This window comes from Salinimicrobium sp. TIG7-5_MAKvit (genome assembly GCF_049569215.1).
GTDB lineage: Bacteria > Bacteroidota > Bacteroidia > Flavobacteriales > Flavobacteriaceae > Salinimicrobium > Salinimicrobium profundisediminis.
In genome coordinates this window covers 2,822,879-2,845,035 of the sequence record NZ_CP145903.1, presented here as the reverse complement: position 1 = coordinate 2,845,035, position 22,157 = coordinate 2,822,879, and the positions used below count along the sequence as shown (strand labels likewise).

At 38.4% G+C, this 22,157-nt stretch carries 21 protein-coding genes; all 21 read right to left on the bottom strand.

What is annotated here, in order from left to right:
• Positions 1–24: 24 nt before the first annotated feature.
• Entirely contained in the window at positions 25–1,107 is a 1,083-nt protein-coding gene (locus tag V5739_RS12835) for a glycosyltransferase (RefSeq protein ID WP_423818481.1), read from the bottom strand.
• A 22-nt stretch (positions 1,108–1,129) separates the two neighbouring features.
• Positions 1,130–2,356 (bottom strand): glycosyltransferase family 4 protein, encoded by a 1,227-nt coding sequence (locus tag V5739_RS12830; protein ID WP_423818480.1) that lies wholly within the window; start codon positions 2,354–2,356, stop codon positions 1,130–1,132.
• Positions 2,353–3,162, bottom strand: a complete 810-nt coding sequence (locus tag V5739_RS12825; protein WP_423818479.1) for a class I SAM-dependent methyltransferase — start codon at positions 3,160–3,162, stop codon at positions 2,353–2,355. The genes V5739_RS12830 and V5739_RS12825 overlap by 4 nt, the downstream gene beginning before the upstream one ends.
• A gap of 27 nt (positions 3,163–3,189) precedes the next feature.
• A complete protein-coding gene (locus V5739_RS12820) occupies positions 3,190–4,122 on the bottom strand; it encodes a glucosamine inositolphosphorylceramide transferase family protein (protein ID WP_423818478.1) in 933 nt (310 codons plus the stop codon).
• Positions 4,123–4,206: 84 nt separating this feature from the next.
• Positions 4,207–4,989 (bottom strand): hypothetical protein, encoded by a 783-nt coding sequence (locus V5739_RS12815; protein WP_423818477.1) that lies wholly within the window; start codon positions 4,987–4,989, stop codon positions 4,207–4,209.
• A 1-nt stretch (position 4,990) separates the two neighbouring features.
• Entirely contained in the window at positions 4,991–6,007 is a 1,017-nt protein-coding gene (locus V5739_RS12810; protein ID WP_423818476.1) for a glycosyltransferase family 2 protein, read from the bottom strand.
• Positions 6,004–7,569, bottom strand: coding sequence for a glycosyltransferase family 2 protein (locus tag V5739_RS12805; RefSeq protein WP_423818475.1), 1,566 nt, complete (start codon positions 7,567–7,569; stop codon positions 6,004–6,006). The genes V5739_RS12810 and V5739_RS12805 overlap by 4 nt, the downstream gene beginning before the upstream one ends.
• An 11-nt stretch (positions 7,570–7,580) precedes the next feature.
• Positions 7,581–8,240, bottom strand: coding sequence for a hypothetical protein (locus V5739_RS12800; RefSeq protein ID WP_423818474.1), 660 nt, complete (start codon positions 8,238–8,240; stop codon positions 7,581–7,583).
• A gap of 6 nt (positions 8,241–8,246) precedes the next feature.
• Positions 8,247–9,320, bottom strand: a complete 1,074-nt coding sequence (locus V5739_RS12795; protein WP_423818473.1) for a glycosyltransferase family 2 protein — start codon at positions 9,318–9,320, stop codon at positions 8,247–8,249.
• On the bottom strand, positions 9,317–9,877 hold the full coding sequence (locus V5739_RS12790) for a glycosyltransferase family 10 domain-containing protein (protein ID WP_423818472.1): 561 nt from the start codon (positions 9,875–9,877) through the stop codon (positions 9,317–9,319). Before V5739_RS12790 ends, V5739_RS12795 begins: the two co-directional genes overlap by 4 nt.
• 398 nt (positions 9,878–10,275) lie before the next feature.
• The gene (locus V5739_RS12785) at positions 10,276–11,427 is read right to left on the bottom strand and encodes a glycosyltransferase (protein WP_423818471.1); all 1,152 of its coding nucleotides are present in this window, start codon (positions 11,425–11,427) and stop codon (positions 10,276–10,278) included.
• On the bottom strand, positions 11,424–12,587 hold the full coding sequence (locus tag V5739_RS12780; protein ID WP_423818470.1) for a glycosyltransferase: 1,164 nt from the start codon (positions 12,585–12,587) through the stop codon (positions 11,424–11,426). Before V5739_RS12780 ends, V5739_RS12785 begins: the two co-directional genes overlap by 4 nt.
• Positions 12,587–13,849 carry a UDP-glycosyltransferase gene (locus tag V5739_RS12775; protein WP_423818469.1) on the bottom strand — a complete coding sequence of 421 codons (1,263 nt, stop codon included), beginning with the start codon at positions 13,847–13,849 and terminating at the stop codon, positions 12,587–12,589. Before V5739_RS12775 ends, V5739_RS12780 begins: the two co-directional genes overlap by 1 nt.
• Entirely contained in the window at positions 13,839–14,945 is a 1,107-nt protein-coding gene (wecB, locus tag V5739_RS12770) for a non-hydrolyzing UDP-N-acetylglucosamine 2-epimerase (protein ID WP_423818468.1), read from the bottom strand. Before wecB ends, V5739_RS12775 begins: the two co-directional genes overlap by 11 nt.
• A 61-nt stretch (positions 14,946–15,006) precedes the next feature.
• Complete coding sequence (locus tag V5739_RS12765) at positions 15,007–16,227, bottom strand: hypothetical protein (RefSeq protein ID WP_423818467.1); 1,221 nt, start codon at positions 16,225–16,227, stop codon at positions 15,007–15,009.
• Positions 16,224–17,174 carry a glycosyltransferase family 2 protein gene (locus V5739_RS12760; RefSeq protein WP_423818466.1) on the bottom strand — a complete coding sequence of 317 codons (951 nt, stop codon included), beginning with the start codon at positions 17,172–17,174 and terminating at the stop codon, positions 16,224–16,226. Before V5739_RS12760 ends, V5739_RS12765 begins: the two co-directional genes overlap by 4 nt.
• Entirely contained in the window at positions 17,174–18,010 is an 837-nt protein-coding gene (locus V5739_RS12755) for a glycosyltransferase family 2 protein (protein WP_423818465.1), read from the bottom strand. The genes V5739_RS12760 and V5739_RS12755 overlap by 1 nt, the downstream gene beginning before the upstream one ends.
• Before the next feature lie 70 nt (positions 18,011–18,080).
• Positions 18,081–19,223, bottom strand: a complete 1,143-nt coding sequence (locus tag V5739_RS12750) for a glycoside hydrolase family 99-like domain-containing protein (protein ID WP_423818464.1) — start codon at positions 19,221–19,223, stop codon at positions 18,081–18,083.
• Positions 19,213–20,088 (bottom strand): glycosyltransferase family 2 protein, encoded by an 876-nt coding sequence (locus tag V5739_RS12745; protein ID WP_423818463.1) that lies wholly within the window; start codon positions 20,086–20,088, stop codon positions 19,213–19,215. Before V5739_RS12745 ends, V5739_RS12750 begins: the two co-directional genes overlap by 11 nt.
• A gap of 21 nt (positions 20,089–20,109) precedes the next feature.
• Complete coding sequence (locus V5739_RS12740) at positions 20,110–21,030, bottom strand: glycosyltransferase family 2 protein (RefSeq protein ID WP_423818462.1); 921 nt, start codon at positions 21,028–21,030, stop codon at positions 20,110–20,112.
• A gap of 217 nt (positions 21,031–21,247) precedes the next feature.
• Positions 21,248–22,141, bottom strand: coding sequence for a hypothetical protein (locus V5739_RS12735; protein WP_423818461.1), 894 nt, complete (start codon positions 22,139–22,141; stop codon positions 21,248–21,250).
• Between the last annotated feature and the right edge of the window lie 16 nt (positions 22,142–22,157).

Here is a 22,157-nt window from a genome sequence, read left to right as displayed (position 1 = left end):
GTCTCTTTAACCTGCAACCTTTTTTCATTCCGAATGATCTGATCCCAAATTCCCCATAAAGCTTAAAAGCTGTTTTAATACCTGCTCTTCTGAATAAGTTTCAAAAACCCTTTTTTGGAAAGCTACGGAATCTTTCCTTCTTTCAACTTCATTTTCCACATATGATTTAAGAGCCAAAAATAAGGCTTCCGGATCATTCGGGGGAACTAACACCCCCGCTGTTCCAACTACAGTCTCACATTCTCCCACTTTTGTACAAACCACAGGTAAACCTGCAAAACCATACTCCAGAAGGGCTACGGGTAAGCCTTCCGAGGAAGAAGAGAGCACCCCGAGATCGGCCTGTTGCAAAAGATTCATTATCTCTTCCCTTTCACCGTAAAAATAGATTTTATCTTCAAGACCATGTTCCTTAATAAAATTTCTTAATTCCCGGGAATAATAATTATTCTCCTCTTTACCTATTAAATGAAGGCTTACAGATGTATTGACCTGAGATAACTTCTCGAAAGCCTTAAAAAGATTCAGATGGTCTTTGGGTGGTTTTAAATTAGCCAGGTGAATTATTTTAAAACCTTCTCTAATTTGAAGATTATTATCCCTAGGCTCTCTTCCTCCAAAGGAGGCAAAATTAGGTATAAATTCAACTTTACTACAATGAAGGTTTCTCTCTGCCCACTCCTTAAGTTGTGGATTCACACTAATAATTCCATCGAAATACCCGGAAAATACGGACAATAACCCCGGTCTCAGATCTTTCTCTGCCCTTGCTCCAAAATGGTCATGCCACACCAGTTTTAAATGCGGCAGGGAGATTTTCAGGAGTACACCCATGAACCAGGAACTACCATGGGCCTGTATGAGATCAATCTTATTTTTTTTTACAAATTTTCTCAATCTCCAAACTGCCTTCAAATCTAAAATCTTCTTCTTATTCAGGAACAGGTAACCAACTTCGGGTGCCAGTTGCTTTTTTAATAGACCTTCAATACGGGTACTGCATAAAAATGAGCCATCGATTTCTTTTGCCAGGGCATTGGCATAATTGACGGCCATACGCTCAGCACCGCCGGGACGCAGACTGTCGATAAGTTGGAGTACTCGCACTTCTTTATTCGGTGTTTGTTGTTTATGGTTTGTTGTTCAAAATTTTACGGATAGCGGCCTCAAATTTTTCCAAAGTATACTGCTGACTCCACTCACTGGCAGCTTCGGACATTTTTTTCATTTTTTCCCTGTCAGCTAATAACTTAATTATTTTTCCCCCATCCTGTCCTCTGTCCTCCGTCCTCTGTCCACTCCTTTTTAGCCGTTGGCTATTGGCTGTTAGCCTTTGGCTAAATTCTTCCAACAATATTCCCCTTTTACCATAATCCAGCATCCACGGCACACAGCTAACCGGTGTAGCAACGGGAATACAGCCAAAGAACATGCCTTCAGCAAGGGCTTTAGGCCAGCCTTCAGATTTTGAAGGGAGTATCACAAAATGGGCTTTTTGATAAGCTTCTTTTAATTCTTCCAGAGATCGGTTTCCTTTAATACTTATTAATTGTTCTAAATTATTTTCCCTTACATAGGCTTTCAGCTTCTCTCTTTCCGGGCCATCACCATATAGTTCCAATTTCATTAGAATGTAGCTGGCTGGGATCTCCTGGTCCGTGCCTTCTCTCAATTTGAAATTAAGTCTTTCTACGAGTTTAATAGCCTCCAGTGGCCGCTTTCCCTCCACAAGATTTCCCACAAATACAAAAATAAAAGGTTCCGAAAATGCCTTTTTTGGCACCTCATTTTTTTCGTTTTCTGAAAAGGAAGCTGTAAAAAAAGAAACAACATTTTTTGATTGCCCCGGCCATTCCCCGTAAACCAGTACCTGCATATTCCGGGTCAAATATGTGTTGCTTAAAAGCCATTTTTGGAACCTATAGCTCAAGGGTTGTTTTGCCTCCGGATCCCAGTTACCGGCGTATTTAGTGGATTTTGACTTTGAAGGAAAAAAGATCTGGCAAATACAGGCAAGCAACCCAATATTCCCCGGACAACGCAGATGGAGATGATCTGCCCTCTTCATTGCTCCCAAAATCTTGTAGAGTATATATGGAATTTTTATAACAGCTTTTACAGCACCTCTTAAATTCAGAAAATGAAAGGAAGGTATTGTTGTATAAGTAAGATACTCATGTTGATAGCAATGCTGTCTAGCAACCTCCCCCTTTGGGGGCAGGCGCACCGGGGCCACCACCTCCACCTTTTGCACATATTTCAGCCAGATGTTCATCTCACGTACGTAAGGGGCGTAAGCATAATATCTCCCCTCCCGCTCACTATGTTCCACATGAGAAAAGATCGCAAACCTCATCTAATCCTTTTTTGCATTAACATGCTCAAATGCATACAGCTGAACATATATTCATCATCTCTTGCCGAACGCTCCCAATCTTCCCGGTGCCATTTGGTTGCCTTCTTAATTTTTTTCTCCTCAGGCACCGGCAGAACATTGAGCAAGGTCGTCCACTTGGTCTTTCCCAGAACCGCCCTTCTTTCGACAATCTTAAATTCTTTTGCAAAACTGTAGTAAGTTTTTCTACTAAAAGGCCATTCCCACGCCCTGTCACTTTGGAAGGGGCGATAGATCTTGCGGATTGTTTTTATGGGTAAACTTGTTTCCAGCGGATCATGACTGACAATTATCCCATCCTGATTAAGCTTTTCCTTCAGCTTCAGGATGAGCTGATCTACATTTTTGAAGTGGTGCAATACTCCGTAAGCATAGATAAGATCAAATCCTTCTTCGGTAAAATCTTCAGAAAGAAAATCGTTTACTTCGGCCCTGGCCCCGGGAATATTTTTAAGGCGCCTGTCAAGGTTTTCAATTCCTTTGGGACTAAGATCAATACCCAGGTAACTTTTGGAGTTTTCAGCCAGGTAAAAACTAAGGGAATTCCCGGCATAACAGCCCAGGTCCAAAACTTTCTTTTCCGAAAGGTCCCCAAACCAGAATTTATGTAGCTCATAAATATCGGCTTCGATTCCTACCTTCTTCTTGATACGGTTAAGAGCTCCGTTTCTAAAATAAGACCAGATCCTTGTTGGCAGATTTTTCTTTTTAGAATCGTAAAATTCCTGCTGTCGCTTATTTACTGATGATCGCTCCTTCTGCTTCATAATCTTGATCCTAAAAACACTTTATAATTAAAACTGTAAAAAATTATATAGATCCACAAGGTTCCATTTTACTGATCTTTTCCACTGAAGTGTCCTCTCCCCGCTTGCACTCCTGTCTCCATCATAAACCATATAATAGCCCCCTTCAGGCATTTGCTGCGCATCCAGGTGGTGCATGCCTCTTTCAAACTTATTAATTTCTTCCTGGGGTTTCAGGAGTAGCTTATCTGCCAGTTCAAATTTATATGCTTCCGCAGTAATAAGCAGTTTATATAAAGAGATCCCGGTACCGTAACCTTCTGAATGGTTTTGAAGGGGAAGATACCAGACTTCATCAACTGAAACAAATCTTCCTCCGGGTCTGCTTTCATTCCCCCAGCGGGGGTCAAATTCTTTTACTGCTTTCCATTTTCCGGTAAGGGAGTCTGCCTTAAACATTACCTGTTTTAGGTCGTCATCTACAGCCACAAGGAGATTTAAATAATCACTCAAAAGAATGGAAGCATCCTTTAATGCCCTATCTTTAATCAGGGTATCCTCAACCTTCCAGGAGTAAGGAAATTTTTCAGCTTTATAAAGAAGAACATGGTTGGCACCTTTGGTTTCAGGCAACATATAAAAACCCTCTTCATGGCGGAAGACCTGAGGGTAAGAAAGGTGAAAAGTTTCATCCAGAACAATTCCCTTATAATTATAATCAACCCCATCTTCCGAAGTAAAAAGAGCAATATTTGCATTATCCTTCCCTTTGATCTCTGTAAAAAGATAAAATGTGCCTTGGTCCCTTATAAAGAAAGGATCGGCTATATAGGATATTTCTTCTGCGGTACTGCTGTTCACCTGTTGATGGGTAATTATATTCATCGGAATGATCTTCAAACCTGAAATTTGAGAAGCTGTTTGATAACCTACCGACCAGTTCCCTCCCCGGGAAACCCTAAAAGGGTACCTGTAGTTCATTATTAGAATGATTAACAGCAAAACTCCTAAGAACCCCAGGAAAAACAGCGCTCCTCTCTTCATTCTTCTTCCCCGATATATAGTTTAACCCTCAACATTCCCCTGAAAATTAGAGAAATTCATTGTCTCAACTTTACTCTTATATAGTTTATCAAGAAACACTCCTACAAGTTCCCTGTTTTTTTTGGACTTCACACTTCGTCCCAGAGGAGAATCCTTATTAAAATATTTGTCTCCGCCAATGCCCATATCCAGCCCATATACTTCCAAAGGTTTATTTTCAAGATACGCCAGTAAAGCAGCAAATACCAAAGTATTAAAACCGGAATTTACCCTGTAGTGCCTGTAATTAAAAGCCTCCTGCAAATGCGTTTCCACCTGGTTATAAAGAGGCTGTAGGTGCTCTTCATTTTTATTGGTGATTAAAAACTCCCTTTTTTCCCTGGAATAGTGATTCAAATATTTACGGGTAAGCCTGTATATCTTGTGGGAGTGAGGGTTGTTGTAATTATACCAGAAGATACTCCCTTTCCAGCCACTCCCACCTTCATAGGTCTTTAAATACCTGGTAAGGTAAAACATGTCGTAAAGCATATACACATGAGGAAGATCCTGCACCAGTCTTAAAGAATCATTACAGGCAAAATAGATGTTCTCCTGGTCATAGTTTATTTTCGAGGCAGAAGGGCCACTGGCCACAACCACGATCTTTTTATAACTTTTTATCTCAAGATATTCAATGAGGTCATTTAGATCCTCAAAACCTGAGTAATCAAGATGTTCTTTTTTTACTGAAGCAGGAAAAGGTTTTATCCTGTGAAAGAAATGCTGATAATTCCGTGATCTGAAAAGTGATTTAAAATCCATGCTATTCTACGGAATTTTTAAATTTTGAACCCGGCCGCTCAAATAGTAAACTCCACCATCCTGCTATCCTGCCGAGACTTTCTGTCAAAGCTTCTTTCTTTCTGGAGGTATTAAAAATATTTCCCAGCCGCACCAAAGTAAGCAAAAAAGAGGTGCCGTGCCACTTCAGTATGGCTTTTGAGGAAGGCTTTGCATGCCTTAGTCTCCATACATACCAGCCATTTCTAATCACCATTTTCCCATACCTGAATTTGTTAGGCCTCCCCGCTTCGTCATGATAATGCTCCAGTTTTGCTGCTGTGTTCACGTAAAGTTTCCCTTTCCTGGAGACCCTTAGAGAAAAATCGGCGTCTTCATATAAGCCATATCCTTCGAAGAAACGTGAAAATTGGAACTCTGAAAAAACCTGTTTTCGGTAAGAAGCTATACCTCCCATTAACATTTCTACTTCATATATTTTTCCCGTGGGAGGAAGAAATCCGGCAGAATAACCATGAGAGAACTCAGGCATATAACCGGGAGGCAAATCGGGTTGCAGCCCGAATCTGCGACGTAATAAAAATCTGCTGCCTTCTTTTCGAACCCATCCATCAAACATAAATTCCCCGGAAGACGGAGAATAATTCTCCCCCACCGCTTTCCATTCAGTTTCATTTACAGTATACCCTGAAACCCCCAGGGCCTGAGGAAAATTTTGATAAGTGGCCAGGATCGATTCAAAATATGCAGGGCTTATGACAACATCATCATCCAGGAAAAAGACTATTTCAATTTGTGGATCTAATTTGGAGATTCCAAAATTTCGCTGTTTTGTTAATCCCCTATCCTCTTTACCCACTTTAAAGTACTCCAGGTTAGAAAATTCCTGCTGCTGCAGTACATTTTTAGTTTGATCATTCAAAGAACCATCTACCACCAGGATTTGATCTGGATAAACAGTTTGTTCCCTGACTGACCGCAATAACTTCATTATCGCCTGCGGTCGCTGATAGGTACAAATGATCAAACCAGAATTCATATTGTTCTCTCTTTACGGGTTCTTTCCAAAAGCAATAGCTTCTTTGCCCATATTTCACTCTTCTTCCAGCTCTCTCTCATTTCCCTGATATATTTAAAAGGATTTTTGACCGATTGCTTATTATAATATTTAAGAAGCAGGGAAGTCCTGAACCCCATTAACTGCTCTTTTGAATAGTATTTTAGCGCATAAGCCATTAGAGTGGGGGAAGGTTTTGGTTTAATATGCTCAATTTCCCAATCCATATTGGTTTTTTCCCGAAAGCCTCCTGTCTCTGCCTTAAGATGATGAATTACAAGCCCGGGATGGTATATGATATCACAACCCAGGTTGCGCAACTGCATCCCATAATCCATATCCTCTCCATATCCATGTTCAAATGCAGGTGAGAATTTAACACGCCGGGCAAATTCCCCAAGAACCACACTGTTTCCGGCCCCAAAAGTACCCCATTGCTTTGGCACCGTAAAATTCATTTTTTCTCCGATTTGCAGATAACTGGTAGTCAAACCATCTACTCCTAATTTTTTAATTTCTTTAAAAATACTTTCTACCAGGTCTTTTTCAAATCGTTGGTCATCGTCTGAAAAGAAAATCCAGTCGGCAGTAGTCTCATTCAGAGCCAGATTACGTGCATTACAAGCTCCTGTGCGGTGGATGAAATGGTGAATGATCTTAAAGGGCCACTCTTCCTTTTTAAGGTAATCAAGGTCAGAAACAGAATTCCCGTCGGGATTTTGTTCTACTATAATAAGCTTGCGTGGAAGCAGGGTTTGTTCTGAAAAATCCTTTAGCACATTGTACAAATGCTCCCGTCTTCCCATAGTGGGAATGATCACATCTATTGCATCTGATACCGCCGAAAATCTGCTGGAAGAAACATCGATTCCTGACAGATCCACTTTTTTCTGAAAATATTTATCTGATTTAAATCCCTTAAGGAGAGGTTTTACGGGAAACTTCTTCTCGTATTTATACAGGCACCATATTAAGATCATCAACCAAACGGAGTTATAGTGCTGATAAACAAAAGCAAAAAGCTGTTGCCTGGAAGCGGTATGGACTATAGGTTTATTTGGCGGTTCTTTTACAAGGGCGGGTGCACTGTAACAGAAAAGGGAATTTTGCTGCCCAAGTTTTGCAACGGAATTTATGAGGTATTCAAAATTTGCTATCCCGCCCATCAGGTGTTTGAATTGAAGCAATACCTCTGCATGTATCCCCCCAACATCCCGGCTCATCCTCCAGGTGCCATAGAGTACTCCCTGATTAAGGTTTGCGAATGGCAGTTGCTCTACGTAACCTATACTTTCAGGCAAAAAAGTAGACTTGACAGCATAAGATGCCATGATAAGATCATGATGGAAGATCTTCTTCCATTCTTCAAGATCCAGGTGCTCCAAATAAGCTTCGTCACACCAGCCAATAGGTTCATTAGGAAAACGTCCTGCAAGCTCCCACAAAGCAGCAGTACAGCTTTCACTTTTTAGATGTATCTCTTCCCCATTAGAAGAAATAACTTTCACGGGAACAAGTGCTCTTTTATGAACGAGGATCTTCAAATTGAGGGGCTTTAGAACAAATGTAATAAATTACTTTTCCTCCTTCTTCTATGAATATATTTAAGTTTGGTAAATATTTTTTCCTTAATCCACCATATGTACTGTCGTACTGTAGGTTCAATAAAAATAAATTTTACCCCACATTGCCAATTATGATGCGGAAAAGGGCTGTAGCTTTTATTTTTCTCTCGACTAATACAATGTACATTTATTTGTTTTGGAAAAAAACTCTGCAAAGTTTTTTGCTGCAGGGAACGATCCCCTTCAATAGCAATTACACCGTGTTGAGAGATAAACCTTTTAACTGTTTCAATATTAGTATCCTTTCCGTCTATGATGATGAGATCATAAAGATTATTATAAGATACATATTTTAATTCGGGATAAATAGAAAGTCTGTTATACTCAACCCCAAGATTAGCTGGGAGAGAATTTAAACAAAAAGAGTTATTCTCAACCCCACTGTACAGAGAAACTTCATCCGGTTCCGTTGCTTTAAGAATACTGCCTGCTATGCTCCCAATTCCCAGCCCCACTTCTAAAATATTTTTTATCTTAAATTTTTTTATGGCCTGTGCCAATTTTAAAATTGCGTACTCACTGGCGATATATTGATTCCCTTCTGTATGGGAGAATTTTTTATATGAGCTTTTTAAAGTAGAATATTTCACGGAAAATTAAAATTTAATACCTACGGTTATTCTATCATGATCCTCACAAATATTATATATGTAAGACCTGTTTCGGTAAAATGAAACTAGATGTACCAATACCAGGTCATTTACTTCTTTTAAAGTATAATATTCAGGGACTTTCTTCTGAAAAATCCTTTTTAATCTATACGCCATGGATTTTGGATACCGGCTTTTCTTTATCTCAATTTTTACAGCCCTGTTCTTAAAAGAAGGAAACTGTCCATACAAAAGATCATCAATCTTCCTTTTTTCATTATTAAGATAAAAGCCTGTCTTTAACTGATCCAGGTATTCAAAATCATCCCTACTCATAACCACGCCCCAATTCATAATATTTGTTGTGGTGGATCTGTTTTCAATTGCCCATTGAAGATGTCGATGATTAAGTTGTACAATCCCGGTGATTTGCAGGTCCTTTGTCAATGTTTTGCTTTCTAAACTGCGGTATGAAGGGTGCCACTGGTGGAGCAGCAAAACTTCTTCGTCATAGAATTCTACTTCATACCCTGCATTTTTGATACGCACATGCATATCGGTATCCTCAGCTCCCCAAAAATGATAGAACTCATCAAACCCGCGAAGCTCTTTTAATACCTTTACCGGAAACATACTTAAACCTGTTGCTTCCCGGGTACTTTTTCTATAATCCCCGGTTGAAAAATGATCCAGTAATACTTCAACTTCTTTAGAAAGGAAACCTATCTGAAAATATGTGCTTCTATAGCCATCCTGAAGCTGAATGGCCTTTTCAATGAATTGAGGATGAAAGATTATATCCACATCGGCAACAAAACAATAGCCGGATTCCAGAGTTTTAATTACAGAATTTAAGGCGCGACTTTTATTCCAGGGTTGGAATTCCGTATAACAATAAGAGTAATTTACAAAAGAGAACTGTGAACAAAGCCTCCTGGTCTTTTCGGCTGTCTGATGGTCGGAGCCATAATCGACAAATTCTACCTCAAAACTATCACAGGTTTGCTCCTTCAGGGAAAGAAAAGAGTTTTCGACTCTTATTAAATCCCGGTTTCGAAAAGGATAAATTATTGTGATCAAACCGAAGTATTTATTATTTTATTAAAATTAGAAATAATCTTACCCAGGCTCTCCTTTCTCCTGCTCCAGTAAAAGCTCTCCCCCTGCTTACTTATTGAATTATAAATATCTATACAACTGTTTAATCTCAAAATAAATTCATCACTTTTCATTTTCTCAATAAAATTAAAAAGCTCTTCCGGATTCTTATAATCAGCATAATCTATAAAACTATTTTCAGGAAATACATCATAAATACCTGTTCCCTCTCCATAATAAATTGGCAAACAATAGTTTTCAATACTATCCCAAATTTTTTCAGTTATATAGTTGTGAGCAATGGTGTTTTCAAAACACAGATTAAATGAATAGTTCTCAAGTATTTCAGCTTTCCGGGATGGCCAGTCACCGGAGCGGGAATCCTCTATTGCCAAACCAATTGGCCATCCTTTTCCATATATATCAATAATTCCCCTGTCATGGCCTTCCAGGGCAATCCTGGAGCGCATCTTTATAAGATCGATATCCCGGCCATTCCTGTACAAAGGTGCTGCATGTTCACCCTTAAAATAGGACATCAGTGCTGCAACTTTTCTGTGCTCCAATTGAAAGTCCGGACTCAGTGGATCTAATCGCCTGTTAATCCTATGAGAATGAAATGTATATGCAGAAGTAAAAACATCTCCAGTATACACATTCATAAAGTGACATTTATGAAGGCCGAAAAGAATTTTTTGTGAAGTCTGAAAAGAGGTATCGAACCTCGGCTCGAGAGTCCAGACCATATACGCTTTCTTCCTGCGGTACTGCCAAAAATACTTTTTAAGATGTCGGTAATTCTGACTTATTAAAATATCCGCTTCGCCGGGGGATTCTGTGAGGATCAAGTCTTTGCTTTTTAAATACTCCAGATCTTTCTGATTATCGAAAGGAGTATAGGCGAAACTTTTTATTTTAAAAATTTTAATCATTTCACTCAGTTCTTAAGACTCTGTTCTACCAGATCGTAGGCCTTTACCACCTTAGATCTAACATATCCTCTTTCGAGTCGCGGCTTAATATTCAGATTGTTATAATCTATCCCATTTTGCATCATTACTGGATTATTGAGCGCGGTCCTTATAGTAGATGATATGGCAGAAGGATCCTCCGGGTCCTGGATTAACAATCCATTCAGTTTATCTGTTATTGTTTCAGAAGTTGCCCCCCCGGGATTGGATTGAATAGGAAAGCCCCCCATAACTATAGCCTCCAAAAGAGTATTGGGTGTACCATCAGATATACTGTTTCCTATATAAAGCACAGACTCTCCCATTAACTTCATTACCTCAACAGGGTGCACAAATCCCTTAATTTCAAGATTTTTAAAGTTTTTAAATTCCGGTCTTGCTACATAATCCTTTACATTTTCGTTTGCGGCAAACACCACAACCTTAAAATCTTTTATTTCTTCCCGGATTTCCAGCAAAGCCTTTAGAACGTTATTACACCTTCCAAATTGGTGTTGATAGCCTTTAACGAGAATAGTTTTTCTTTCCTCCCATGGCTGTATAAATGGATCATACTTTTTAAGCTCATATCCTCCTCCTGTAGGAAATGTTCCCAGATATTTTCCTTTGAAGCCATGTTGTTGTGCAATGAAATAATCCCGCTTACAATCGGCAAACATAAAGTCCAGCATAGGAAGAACTTCCTTTATATTCGCAAGGTGATGTGGCTGGTTCTGGTAAAAATACAGATCATTTCCCCAGGCAGAATAGATCCATTTAATGGCCGGATTTTTTATCATCACTCTTAAAATCGGCACACAGGCAGAATACATTACAAAACTGTGAACCACATCGGGTTGAATTTCCTTTATTTTTCTTTCAACTACAGCCTCCAGTTTTCTTTGGTTAAATTTATTTATCAATTTATCCAGCCATGGTAGCTTTTCTTTTAATTTATATCTTCCGGGATATTTAATTTTATTCCTCCAGCCAATAGTTTGGTGGACAAAATCTATTTCCTCCACATAGGTATTAGAATCAAAGACATCAATCCAATATAATTCATGGCCTGAACTCCTTAGCTGCTCGGCCCAGCGAAAGAAATGACTGGAATACATAGAGATCATAAGAATTCTCATAAGGAACCAGATTTCTCAATCAATTGCTGTTCAATTAAACTGTAACTCTCTAAAACCTGTTTTTGCACATAATCTCGTTCCAGCTTCGGTTTTAAATTAATTGTATTAAATTCAATTCCCTTTCTTATTATATTTTTGTCTTGAAGAGCAGCTTTTATGTGGCCGGCAATTTCTACTTCATCTAAGGGATTCTCAATTAAAAACCCATTTTTCCCGTGCTGAATGAGCTCTGCCGTGGCGCCTCCAGGATTTGACTGAATAGGAAAAGCTTCCATAATTATTGCTTCCAACAGCGTATTAGGCATCCCGTCAGATATGCTGTTACCAATATAAACAAGAGATTCCCCCATTAATTTCATAACCTCATCACGTCCTATGGCACCCAGGACCTTTATATTATTCCAGTCTGACATTTCGGAATCTACAAAGGACTGAATTTCTTCATTTGCTCCAAAGACAATAACTTTATAATTCTTAACGACTTTTTTTATTAATAATAAAGCTTCTAAAATTTTTTTAGCTCTCCCAAACCTGTGTTCATAGCCTTTAATAAGAATCGTTTTTTTATTGCAATACTTTAAGATATCTTTTTTGTGATAATCCAGGTCATATCCTCCTCCTCCAGGAAAAGCACCTAAAAATTCTCCCTTAAAACCAAGTTCCTTTGGCAACACAAAATCTCTTTTGCAGTCTGCAAACATATAGTCCAGATTAGGCATGACTTTTTGCATGGCTTTCTTTTTGAAAGGATCCTTTTGAAAAAAATAAAGATCATTTCCCCAGGAAGAGTAAACCCATTTAATCCCTGGATTGTTTTTCATAACACTTAAAATAGGAATACAGGCAGAATGCATTTCGAAACTTTGCACCACATCCGGTTTGATCTCTTTAAGTTTTGCTTCAAAGACAGTTAAAAAGTCTCTTTGATTTAACCTATCCACTAAATCATTTAGTCCTGGCGCATTTTTACGCAACCAATACCTTCCGGGTATTCTAAATTTGCTTTTCCAGGCTACCGTCTGATCAATAAAATCAATTTTTTCGACATAAGTATTGGAATCAAAAACATCTATCCAATATACCTTATGTCCAGAGCCTTTGAGCTGAAGAGCCCAGTTAAAGCAGTGATGTGATAAGACAGAGAGCATAAAAATTTTCATTATTGATCATTTTTCTTTAAGCTGAGAATTACTTCTTTTAAATTTTTATAAGATAAATAATATTCCAGGTCTTGACGGTCCAATTTGCTTACCCCCTGGTGTTTCCACTTATCGTACAGCTGCTCGATAAGTAGAGCTATTTTATTAGGTCTATCTATTTCCTCCCAAAAAGGGTATTCGCTTCCCAACAGCCTCCGAGATTCACTTACAGGAGGTCCCAACAGCAAAATGGGCCTGTTAGCAGCCACACAATGTGGAAATTTCCCCGGCAAAAAGGGACTTAATTCCGACTTTCCTTCCAATATTACATTGACGGAACTTAAGTTTTGTATAGATGCCACCAAATCAAAGGGAATATTCTCTTCGATAAGGCAAACTTCCGAATGCTTTTGGCTGACCTCCATCAGGAATTTTGAATAATGATTTTTTCCTCCAATAAATATTAACCTGGATTTCTGCTTTGCTTCAGGGCAATGCCTCAAAAACCCTTTGAAGCCTTCTATAAGTCCCCCGGGATCACGCCCCCACAATAAATTTCCTGCATGTACGATGTTAAAATTTACAGGATTAAACAATTCCGGTAATTTTTTATTAGTTATATCATGGTCAGATATCTGGTGAGGAATGACTATGCCAGTTTTTAAAAACTGAGGATGAAATTGTCCCATCCACTCAAGTAATAATTCACCCGGAAAAGCAGAAAACGCAGCTTTTTCGGAAACCTGGCGCACAAAAAACTCTTTTTTTTCTGAACCCGGTTCTGTCCAGGTGTAGGGCGGGGGAAAGTGCCGCATAGGATATGGATCATGGATATAGGCCAGCCATTTAGAATGCCATTCCGGCAACTTTAGCAGAGCATGATGTGGCCGGAAACTTCCTCCCTGGCTAAGGGTCATCACAAGATCAAATTCTTCAGGATTTTTTCTCCTTAAACATGAAATAATGCTGTTGCGGTCATTCAACAGCGTAAATGAAAAACCAACCAACTTCTCTACCTCGCGATTGAGAGGCAACTTTAATCGGGTCCTGAGAAAAGCTTCCAAGCGACTCAACATAAAGAACAGGCTCCTGCGTTTCTCCTTAATTACAGTAGTAGAAATTCCACTCAAAATTATTTCTTTCCTGGTGTAGTGAAGAACTTCGATTCCAAATCCTGCCGTTTTTAGATTATTAATAAGTGCCAGATTTGCTTTAGCGCCACTACTGCCTTCTACATCCACAGATTCTACAACAACAAGGATATTGAACGATTTATTCTTCACGTATTTGTTCTAAAATTGCTACAATCCTTTCTGCAGCCAAACCATCCCCATAAGGATTATGCATACTCTTAAATTCAGGAGGATTTGCAAGCAGGCTGCGGCATTTATTTAAAATTTGCTCTTTAGAAGTCCCAGCTAAAAAAGCAAAACCGGCCTCTACTCCTTCCATTCTTTCCGTGACATCCCGGGTTATTATTACCGGTTTTCGGAAATAAGGCATCTCCTCCTGAATCCCCCCGGAATCGGAAATAACCAGGACACATCTCCCCATCAACCATAGCATGGTACTATATTGTACAGGACCTGTCAGGTGAATGTTCTTTTCATTTTCAAGGCGTGAATAAACAGCGTCCTGCACAGTCGGATTTAAATGAACCGGAAAAATTATTTCCAGATCATGACTTTTCCCAAGTTCCTTTAAGACATCGCAAAGATTGGACAATCCCAATCCAAAGTTTTCACGCCGATGTCCTGTGACCAAAATTAGCTTCTTGTCCTGATCCAGTAAGCGCGATAATTTTTCAATCTCTCCGCTATGGTAATTCTTGCTTTTGGTAATGCCGTACTTCAGGGCGTCAACAACTGTGTTCCCTGTTACGAAAATCGTCGATTCCGGTATCCCTTCCTGTAAAAGATTGAGCTTCGCCTTTTCTGTGGGTGCAAAATGAAGATCGGCAATCCTTGCCGTGATCTGTCGGTTAATCTCTTCCGGAAAAGGTGCCTTCTTATTATAGGTCCTTAATCCTGCCTCCACATGTACTACTCTTACACCTCTTTGATAAGCTGCCAGAGCGGTCATAGAAGAAGTTGCAGTATCCCCATGCACCATTACCACATTGGAATCTTCCTTTTGCAGTACCTCATCTATAGCTAAAAGGATCCTGGAACTTAAAGTATTCAGGGATTGTTCCGCGCTCATAACATCCAGGGAATAATCCGGATCAATATTGAAGAACTCCAGTACCTCATAAAGCATTTCCTTATGCTGCCCGGTCACACATACTGCAAAAGATAAATTTCTTTTTTTCAGCTCAAATATGACCGGAGCCATTTTTATAGCTTCAGGTCGCGTTCCAAAAACAAGCAGGAGTTTCATTAACAGAAATTAATTTGAGGTAGATTCTGGCTACAAATACAAACATATAAAACAAGAAGGTTTAAAAGCTGTTTCCAGCCTTTAATATTGCCTTCAGTCGGTTGTTGAAGTTTTTTTCATTGAAATACCCTTTAAAAGGATCTTCCTTAAATTCCTTTTTTTGGAACACTGAGTTAATGAGATGATCCAGTTTCTGTATAATTTCTTCCCCGTCATCACAGGTGGCCACAAAAACAGGTTCATGAACCAACCTCCTTAGTTCACTTGTTGCCGGAGAGAGACAGAGAAAAGGTTTATTAAGGGAGGCTATAACAGGAACCTTTCCCGGTAATATGTTACTTCGCTCTCCGCAATTCTCCAGGATAATTGAGACGTCCGTTTCATACTTCATTTCATGTAAGGACTTCGAAAATGAAACCTGATCAAAGAAAATTAGATTAGGATGCTGCTGGTATTTCTGAATTATTACTTTACTGTAAGGACCCGTGATCCTCAGTAAGAATTCGGTGTTTTCCCGATAAGATCCTTTTTTTCCCAGTAAGGCCAGATAGGCGTCCAAAACTATATCCAGATTCCGTCCCAATTGTACTGCTCCCTGGTAAGAGATGACGACTTTTCCCTTTCTTTCTTTCTTCTCTTCTGCAGGAAATTTTTTAAATACCGCCGAATCAAATTGATGGGGCAAGGTGTAAAACTTTTTGCTGGAGCCATAAAAAAATTCCATGTCTTGAGACAGGAATTGAGAAGGCGTAATACAGGTTTTTGCCTGCAGCACTACTTTGTGCATCCTTTTTTGCCTGTTCAACTCCAGTTTTGAAGGAGGATGATATGAACCGGGATCTAAAAATTGAGGATAAGGATCATGAAAATTTATTATAGCATTTTTTAATATAGGCAGGTTCAAACAGGCCAGTATGGTCTCATAATTATTCCCTGCACTTCTTATAAAGATATGATTATATTCAGTCCAATTAATTCTCTTTATATGGTGTCGATATTGACTTAACAGGTACTGGTCATTAAGGGAATTATTAAAGACCCTCCAGTAAATTCTGTTCAATGCTTTGATATACTTTGGGGGAGATCTTTTTACACCCAACTTTTCAATGGAATCTACAGGCAATAACTCCAGCTGATCTTCACTTTCAGTGTTCCTTAGGTAAACAACCCTGATAATTGCTTCAGGATAAGTCCTCCTTAATTTTCCGAGAAAAGAACGCGAAACGATCCCTTCGCTGGTTCCGGAAGTTTTTAAATCCTGAGCAATTACAAGAAACTTCATTTTTTTGTTCTTTTCTTTAGATCATGGACAAAATTAAAATACCTCTTTAACAGGGGGTAAAACACAAAACCCAGCCTGTATTTGGATTTTTCAATGGTAGAAGAGTCAATTGCTTCCAGGGTATACCTAATAATAGAATAATCTTTAAAGAAGAATCCCATCCTTATGAAGTATTGCTTTAATTTTGCACTAAGTAGATCATTCTTCTTCAGGTTTTCAATTACAAGCTTTACTGCCTTACTATAAGACCTTCTTCGCACAGGATCATTTGTATAAAATTCACCTGTATTTGAATTAAGGTGTTTTCTGCCATAAAAAAGCACCTTGTTCACAGAAACTCCTTTGACTTCTTTAAGAAGAATTCTTAAGTAACACTCCCATTCCTCGGCGTACATTAACTCTTCGTTAAAGTAATTATTATTAAAACATTCCCTTCGCCACATTACCTGGCAGGAATTGAATGGAAGTGTGCCCATTACAACTTCTTCCAAATCCCGTATGTCCAGTATCTTTTTTGAAAAGCTTAATCCACGATCGAATCCCACGTTGAAATCTCCCCGGAAAACATCTTTCAAATACCTGCAATAGGAAACATTCCTATCCGCCAGCTCAGCTACACAAATCTTTAAATTGTGGGGATGGGCTATATCATCATCATCAAAAAATATAATGTACTCTCCTTCAGCCATGTCCAAACCATAATTACGACAGCCGGGAAGACCCTTTTTATATTTTCCCGGTCTCATAAAGTACTTTATCCTTTTATCGGCCACTGTAAAGGATTTGATTATTTCCGTTGTTTCATCTATAGAACCATCATCTATCACCAGGCACTCCCAGTTTTTAAAAGATTGATTTATAATAGCCTCTATGCTCTCACCTATTAGATGAGCCCGGTTATAAGTTGCCATTATTATGCTGACCTGAGGGTCGTCTAACTTTTTCACTAACTAAAAAAAGATTTGATTTTTCTTAAAGGCTTCAGGACCCTTTGCCCAATTCTGTATTCCAACCGTTTGGTATTTTTCACCTTCTCTTTTTCCTCCTTCTCAATTCGGCCAAGCAGAAATGGAATAAAAGATTCATAATGCTGTAGATATAGTTCTTTATGCTTAATATATATATATTGGAGTAGTTCCTTTTTTCTCTCTCTTGCTCTCGCTGAAGTGGAATCATTCCTTATCCTGTAATAGTAGAGTGGCTCGGGTATGACAAAAGCTTCACCTCCATCCCTGAGCAACCTTATAAAAAATTCCCAGTCCTCAAAACCCCTGTTCATCTCTTCATCATAAAGACCTGCTTTGAGAGCCTGGTCCTTCCTGAACATAGAAGTGCCCAAAGCATAATTCTCCAGTAAAAAATCTGCAAGTCTTCCGCCGGGGGTTTTAAAAATATCTATTTCGCCATTAGTATTAAACCTTCTGGCATAACAGCTTACAATTTTTGCTTCCTTTTCAGTTTCAAAAATCTTTACAGCCTTTTCACAAAATGTAGGGTCCAGGTAATCATCACTGTCCAACATGGAAATCAAATTTCCATTTGAAGCAATAATTCCCCGGTTTCTGGCTGCACTCTGACCCTTATTCTCCTGAAAAATAAGATCATTGAGGGAAGGCCGTAATTTTTCAAGGACTATTTTTGTTTCCTTGTTTGAGCCATCATCCACAACAATTATCTCTTTATTTAAGTATGTTTGGTTCAATGCAGAAAACACAGCCTCCTCAACAAACTTCTCATCATTATAACAGGGAATTACTATGGATACTAACGGAGAACTTTCCATGGAATATTTTTAAAAGAGTCGAAGAATTGTTGATCCCGACATTGAGTTCCAAATTAAATCAGAGCACAATTTATTGATTCTTTTGCTCTTCCAGTTTTTTCTTAACATTTGCTACCGCTTCAAGCCATTGCATCCCGTACCTTGTGTCGGGTTCCAGATAATTACCTTCTGCCCACTCATTCCAGGACTTAATAAAAACAAAGGGAGGATTCCTGGGATTTTTCACAAGCTCATCAACCGCCACTTGTAAATGCTCCTGCCAGGCATTGGGATTGGAATTCTTAAAGATCAGGGATTTTTTTCCACTCCGCGGAGAATTATCCCAGTTAGGGAAAACACAGGAAATATACTTCTTGTGCGGGAACTCCACATTTAATTTAGAAACCCCTTTCTTATAATCAAAAATAAGCGGCTTTTGTCTTTCCCCAATTTTATTGGTATGACCGATTTTCTTCTTTATTTTCCTTTCCAGTTTTGTAAAGAATTTATTTTTCGGAAAGAGAAGATCCTGGTTATACCGCATGCGGTGGAATATATCAAGACCCACCTGCCCATCAATATCATCTCTTGCCACGATTTTTTCAACATCTGCAACTATGGTAGAAATAATATAAATTCCCTTAAAACCATTTTTTCTTGCCTCTTCATTAAATATTTTGGAAAAATTATCAAAATCGGGAATATCCTCTACTCTGTAGATATGGAACATGGGTTTACTATCTACTTTTATGTACCTGGAATCTTTGAAAAAAGGTAGTAAATAGGTAAAATATTGTCTGTAACCATTTTCCCCGTTATAAGTCTGCTCTATCAACACCTCCGGGTTATCTACCCCGTGCCATATTCCTTTCCAGGTCTCATTGGCCCAGCAGAAACAAAAAGGGAAATCCGGCTCCCTGTCACGCAACATTTCCTCGGCAGGTCTCTCCAGTAACATTTTACCATTGCCAAACCAGTATTGATAATAAATAAATCCGTCTATCCCATTCTCCTTTGCTAATTTGGCTTGAGCAGCTCTGGCTTCTGCTAACCGAAGATCATAGAACCCCAGGTTTGACGGCAATTTAGGCTGCTCATGCCCTTTAAAGAGAGGTTTCGCTTTTACTACATTTGTCCACTCTGTAAAACCTTTCCCCCACCACTTGTCATTCTCGGGAATAGGATGATACTGTGGAAGGTAGTAAGCCAGAAATTCAATCTTCCTATTTGACATTTCTCTTCTTCTCTTGCAAATTTTTAATACTATCTAACCTGCCAAAAATGGTAAATCCAAAGAATCTTTTGCAAAAGAGGTCGACAACAAACTTTTCACTTTTTAATTGCAAATCCACTTCTTTCCTGTAGTTGAGCATATTCCTTTCCATTTCTATGAAAGATCCGTACTGCCCAACAAAAAAATCCGGATGTTTTACCGTCATGTATTCATACATATCGATTATCCCATTCTTTTCTACCAGGGCAGTTCGGGAATTATTTCTAATTCTATAATAGAAACCGGTAAAATTGAGCTGTTTTACCATTCCTCCATGCTTTAGAAGGGCTATCCAGAATTCCCAGTCTTCTATTCCCTTTGACATATTTATATCATAACCGCAAACTCTTTCCCAATCCTTCTTTTTGTATAAAGCAGAACAAAAAATTACATTTTTTCTGCTCATAGTATGTAAGGAAAATGGAGCTAAATTCCATTTTCCTGATTCCTCATCGAATTTTTCGGCCTCACAATATACCAGGGTTAGGTCCGGTGAAATAAGAAAAGCCTCTACAGCTTTCTCAATGTATTCCGGCGCAATTTTGTCATCTGCATCAAGTGGCAATATATACTCACCTTTCGAATGAGCTATACCAGAATTTCGCGCACTGCTAACGCCAGAATTATCCTGATACAAATATTTAAATCTTTTATCTTTCTTAATCCATGCTGCAGCCACTTGTTCGGTGTTATCGGAGCTTCCGTCATTGACTACAATGCATTCCCAGTTGTGGTAGGTTTGATCCAATACAGATTGCAGAGCCTCAGGGAGAAATTGCCCTTGCCTAAAGCATGGAACTACTACAGAAACTAAAGGATCATTCATGGCCCCAAGGTATAGGAAATTTTATTTTTTTTGGTGAGGTTTCATAAGACTCTTGAGACTTCTCTTTAAAAATGTTTTGAAAGACCTGCTTTCATAGTTTTTTAAATAAATAAAAAGTAAGAGTAACCTCTCTCTAAACGTATTCTTATCATTCTTTTCCAGGAAGTTCTCATAACTCCTGATAAGAATAAAAGCCTGCTCCCGGGTAAAGACCGATAACTTTTTTAGGATGAGGTATTCCAAAAATTCTTTGGTTGCCTGGGTCTTTTGATGAACATTTTCATTATTCCCCGAGATACTGGCAGGAGAAACCCTAATTAAAACAGTGGCTTCATTAATTGTATAAATGGGCAAATTCCCGGCAAATTCCAGCCATGCCCTGTCATCACTATGCCAGGCCAATGGGAAATCATGGAATCCCTGCTTTTGAAAAGCTTCTTTTGAAAAAATATATTCGGGGAGAGAACTACGGGTTATATTCTGGTGTTTTCTAAAATAAGCATCGGGAGCGGTTTCCCAGGTGGGGTGATGAAAATTACCCGAGATCTCTTCACCTGTCCCTGAAATTAATTTGGAAGAGAAGCGGACCAGGTTTGTCTTTGAAATGAACAGGTCCAGATGATCATACCAGGAAGAAATAACATTATCCTGCAAAACATCATCATCCCCAAGGACCATGATCCATTCCTCCTCCCCCGTCATCTCAATACAACGTTCCCAGTGGGCCGAAAGGGAATTACCACCTAAATTATCCCGGAATTTTTTATAAGTTATATCAAGGTCCTTTCTGAAGGAGTCAATAATTTCCTCAGGGTCCTCCGGGGAATTATCATTTCCAATATAAACATTGAAATTGTCGTTGGTCTGCTTCTCCAAAGAAGCAATAGTTTCTTCGAAAAATTTAATTTTATAAAAGGGTATGACAATGGCCAGCATCTTCATTATTGATTTTAAAGCAGATTCTTAACATTTTCCTATCACGCGAAACGATCAGGATGGAAATTAGCACCCTTTAATCATCTCCTAACTTACTACTAATGATTAAAGCCAAGAATAAGGAAGTCTTGAATTTGTACTGTACCTCATTTATAGCAAAATCCTTAAATTTTTTTCTAACTTAATCGGTTTATTTCTTCTTAAAGGAAACTTTGAGCTTAAATCAATTAAAGAAATCAAAAATTTTTTCAAACTTCTTTCTCAAGAAGAAAAAATCACTTCGGCGAACTTTCGCTTTTTCCAATTTAGTTAAGGCTAATGACATTCTGTCTTCAGATGATCGTAATTTCCTTCGCCCTTTTTCCCCATTAATATATAAGTTAGGCAAATGATGTATAAGATTATCCTCAATATCGGTTATACAGATTAACTTTTTCATTCCGCCATATTTATAAATATCTGTGTTAACTTTACATTTAACACTATACTTGTTTAGTCGTTCTAGAGGTTTTTGCCCTGTTTTTATCTTGATCCTTTTTACTAAACGCTCTGTAAAGTTCAACTTATCTTTTTCTTTAACTAATGCGGTAAAATCAAAGGATTTCCCACATTTTATCAGTTGTGATTTAGTTAGAATAAAGGAAGCTTGATGAAGATTTGTAAAATGTCCAAATTTTTTTCCTTCATATACCTCTACAGACTTATAGTCCCAATCGAAGTCATCATGATAGGCAGGATAATAACGACCATGGTCATTCTCTTCATACTGTAATAATCCCGAAATTCTATCAGACGGAAGTATTTTCGAGTATTCAATATGTTTATCCAAATGAACTTCTTTGAAAAGATGATCATTCTCTCCATATATAAATAATTGATATTGATTTCTCTTCTCCCAAATAATTTTTCTACAGGTCAAAGGGAGATATTGAAAATTCTCCATAGATAGTATATTAACTTCATCAATATTAGAAATATTAATATTAATATTACTCTGGACAACGATTGTTACCTCGTATTTCCTAAAACTTTTAAGATGATCAACTACAGCTTCTAAGAATTCTAACTGTTCTTCTCCATAATTGACTAATACAGCTAGTGCTTTTATTCTACTCATATTTCTTTCACCTTAG

Bases quoted from the DNA above. Each gene is read 5' to 3' on its own strand.
- V5739_RS12830 (WP_423818480.1), bottom strand. From the start codon at position 2,356: ATGAGGTTTGCGATCTTTTCTCATGTGGAACATAGTGAGCGGGAGGGG.
- V5739_RS12825 (WP_423818479.1), bottom strand. From the start codon at position 3,162: ATGAAGCAGAAGGAGCGATCATCAGTAAATAAGCGACAGCAGGAATTT.
- V5739_RS12820 (WP_423818478.1), bottom strand. From the start codon at position 4,122: ATGAACTACAGGTACCCTTTTAGGGTTTCCCGGGGAGGGAACTGGTCG.
- V5739_RS12815 (WP_423818477.1), bottom strand. From the start codon at position 4,989: ATGGATTTTAAATCACTTTTCAGATCACGGAATTATCAGCATTTCTTT.
- V5739_RS12810 (WP_423818476.1), bottom strand. From the start codon at position 6,007: ATGAATTCTGGTTTGATCATTTGTACCTATCAGCGACCGCAGGCGATA.
- V5739_RS12790 (WP_423818472.1), bottom strand. From the start codon at position 9,877: ATGTCCTATTTTAAGGGTGAACATGCAGCACCTTTGTACAGGAATGGC.
- V5739_RS12785 (WP_423818471.1), bottom strand. From the start codon at position 11,427: ATGAGAATTCTTATGATCTCTATGTATTCCAGTCATTTCTTTCGCTGG.
- V5739_RS12780 (WP_423818470.1), bottom strand. From the start codon at position 12,587: ATGAAAATTTTTATGCTCTCTGTCTTATCACATCACTGCTTTAACTGG.
- wecB (WP_423818468.1), bottom strand. From the start codon at position 14,945: ATGAAACTCCTGCTTGTTTTTGGAACGCGACCTGAAGCTATAAAAATG.
- V5739_RS12765 (WP_423818467.1), bottom strand. From the start codon at position 16,227: ATGAAGTTTCTTGTAATTGCTCAGGATTTAAAAACTTCCGGAACCAGC.
- V5739_RS12755 (WP_423818465.1), bottom strand. From the start codon at position 18,010: ATGGAAAGTTCTCCGTTAGTATCCATAGTAATTCCCTGTTATAATGAT.
- V5739_RS12750 (WP_423818464.1), bottom strand. From the start codon at position 19,223: ATGTCAAATAGGAAGATTGAATTTCTGGCTTACTACCTTCCACAGTAT.
- V5739_RS12745 (WP_423818463.1), bottom strand. From the start codon at position 20,088: ATGAATGATCCTTTAGTTTCTGTAGTAGTTCCATGCTTTAGGCAAGGG.
- V5739_RS12740 (WP_423818462.1), bottom strand. From the start codon at position 21,030: ATGAAGATGCTGGCCATTGTCATACCCTTTTATAAAATTAAATTTTTC.
- V5739_RS12735 (WP_423818461.1), bottom strand. From the start codon at position 22,141: ATGAGTAGAATAAAAGCACTAGCTGTATTAGTCAATTATGGAGAAGAA.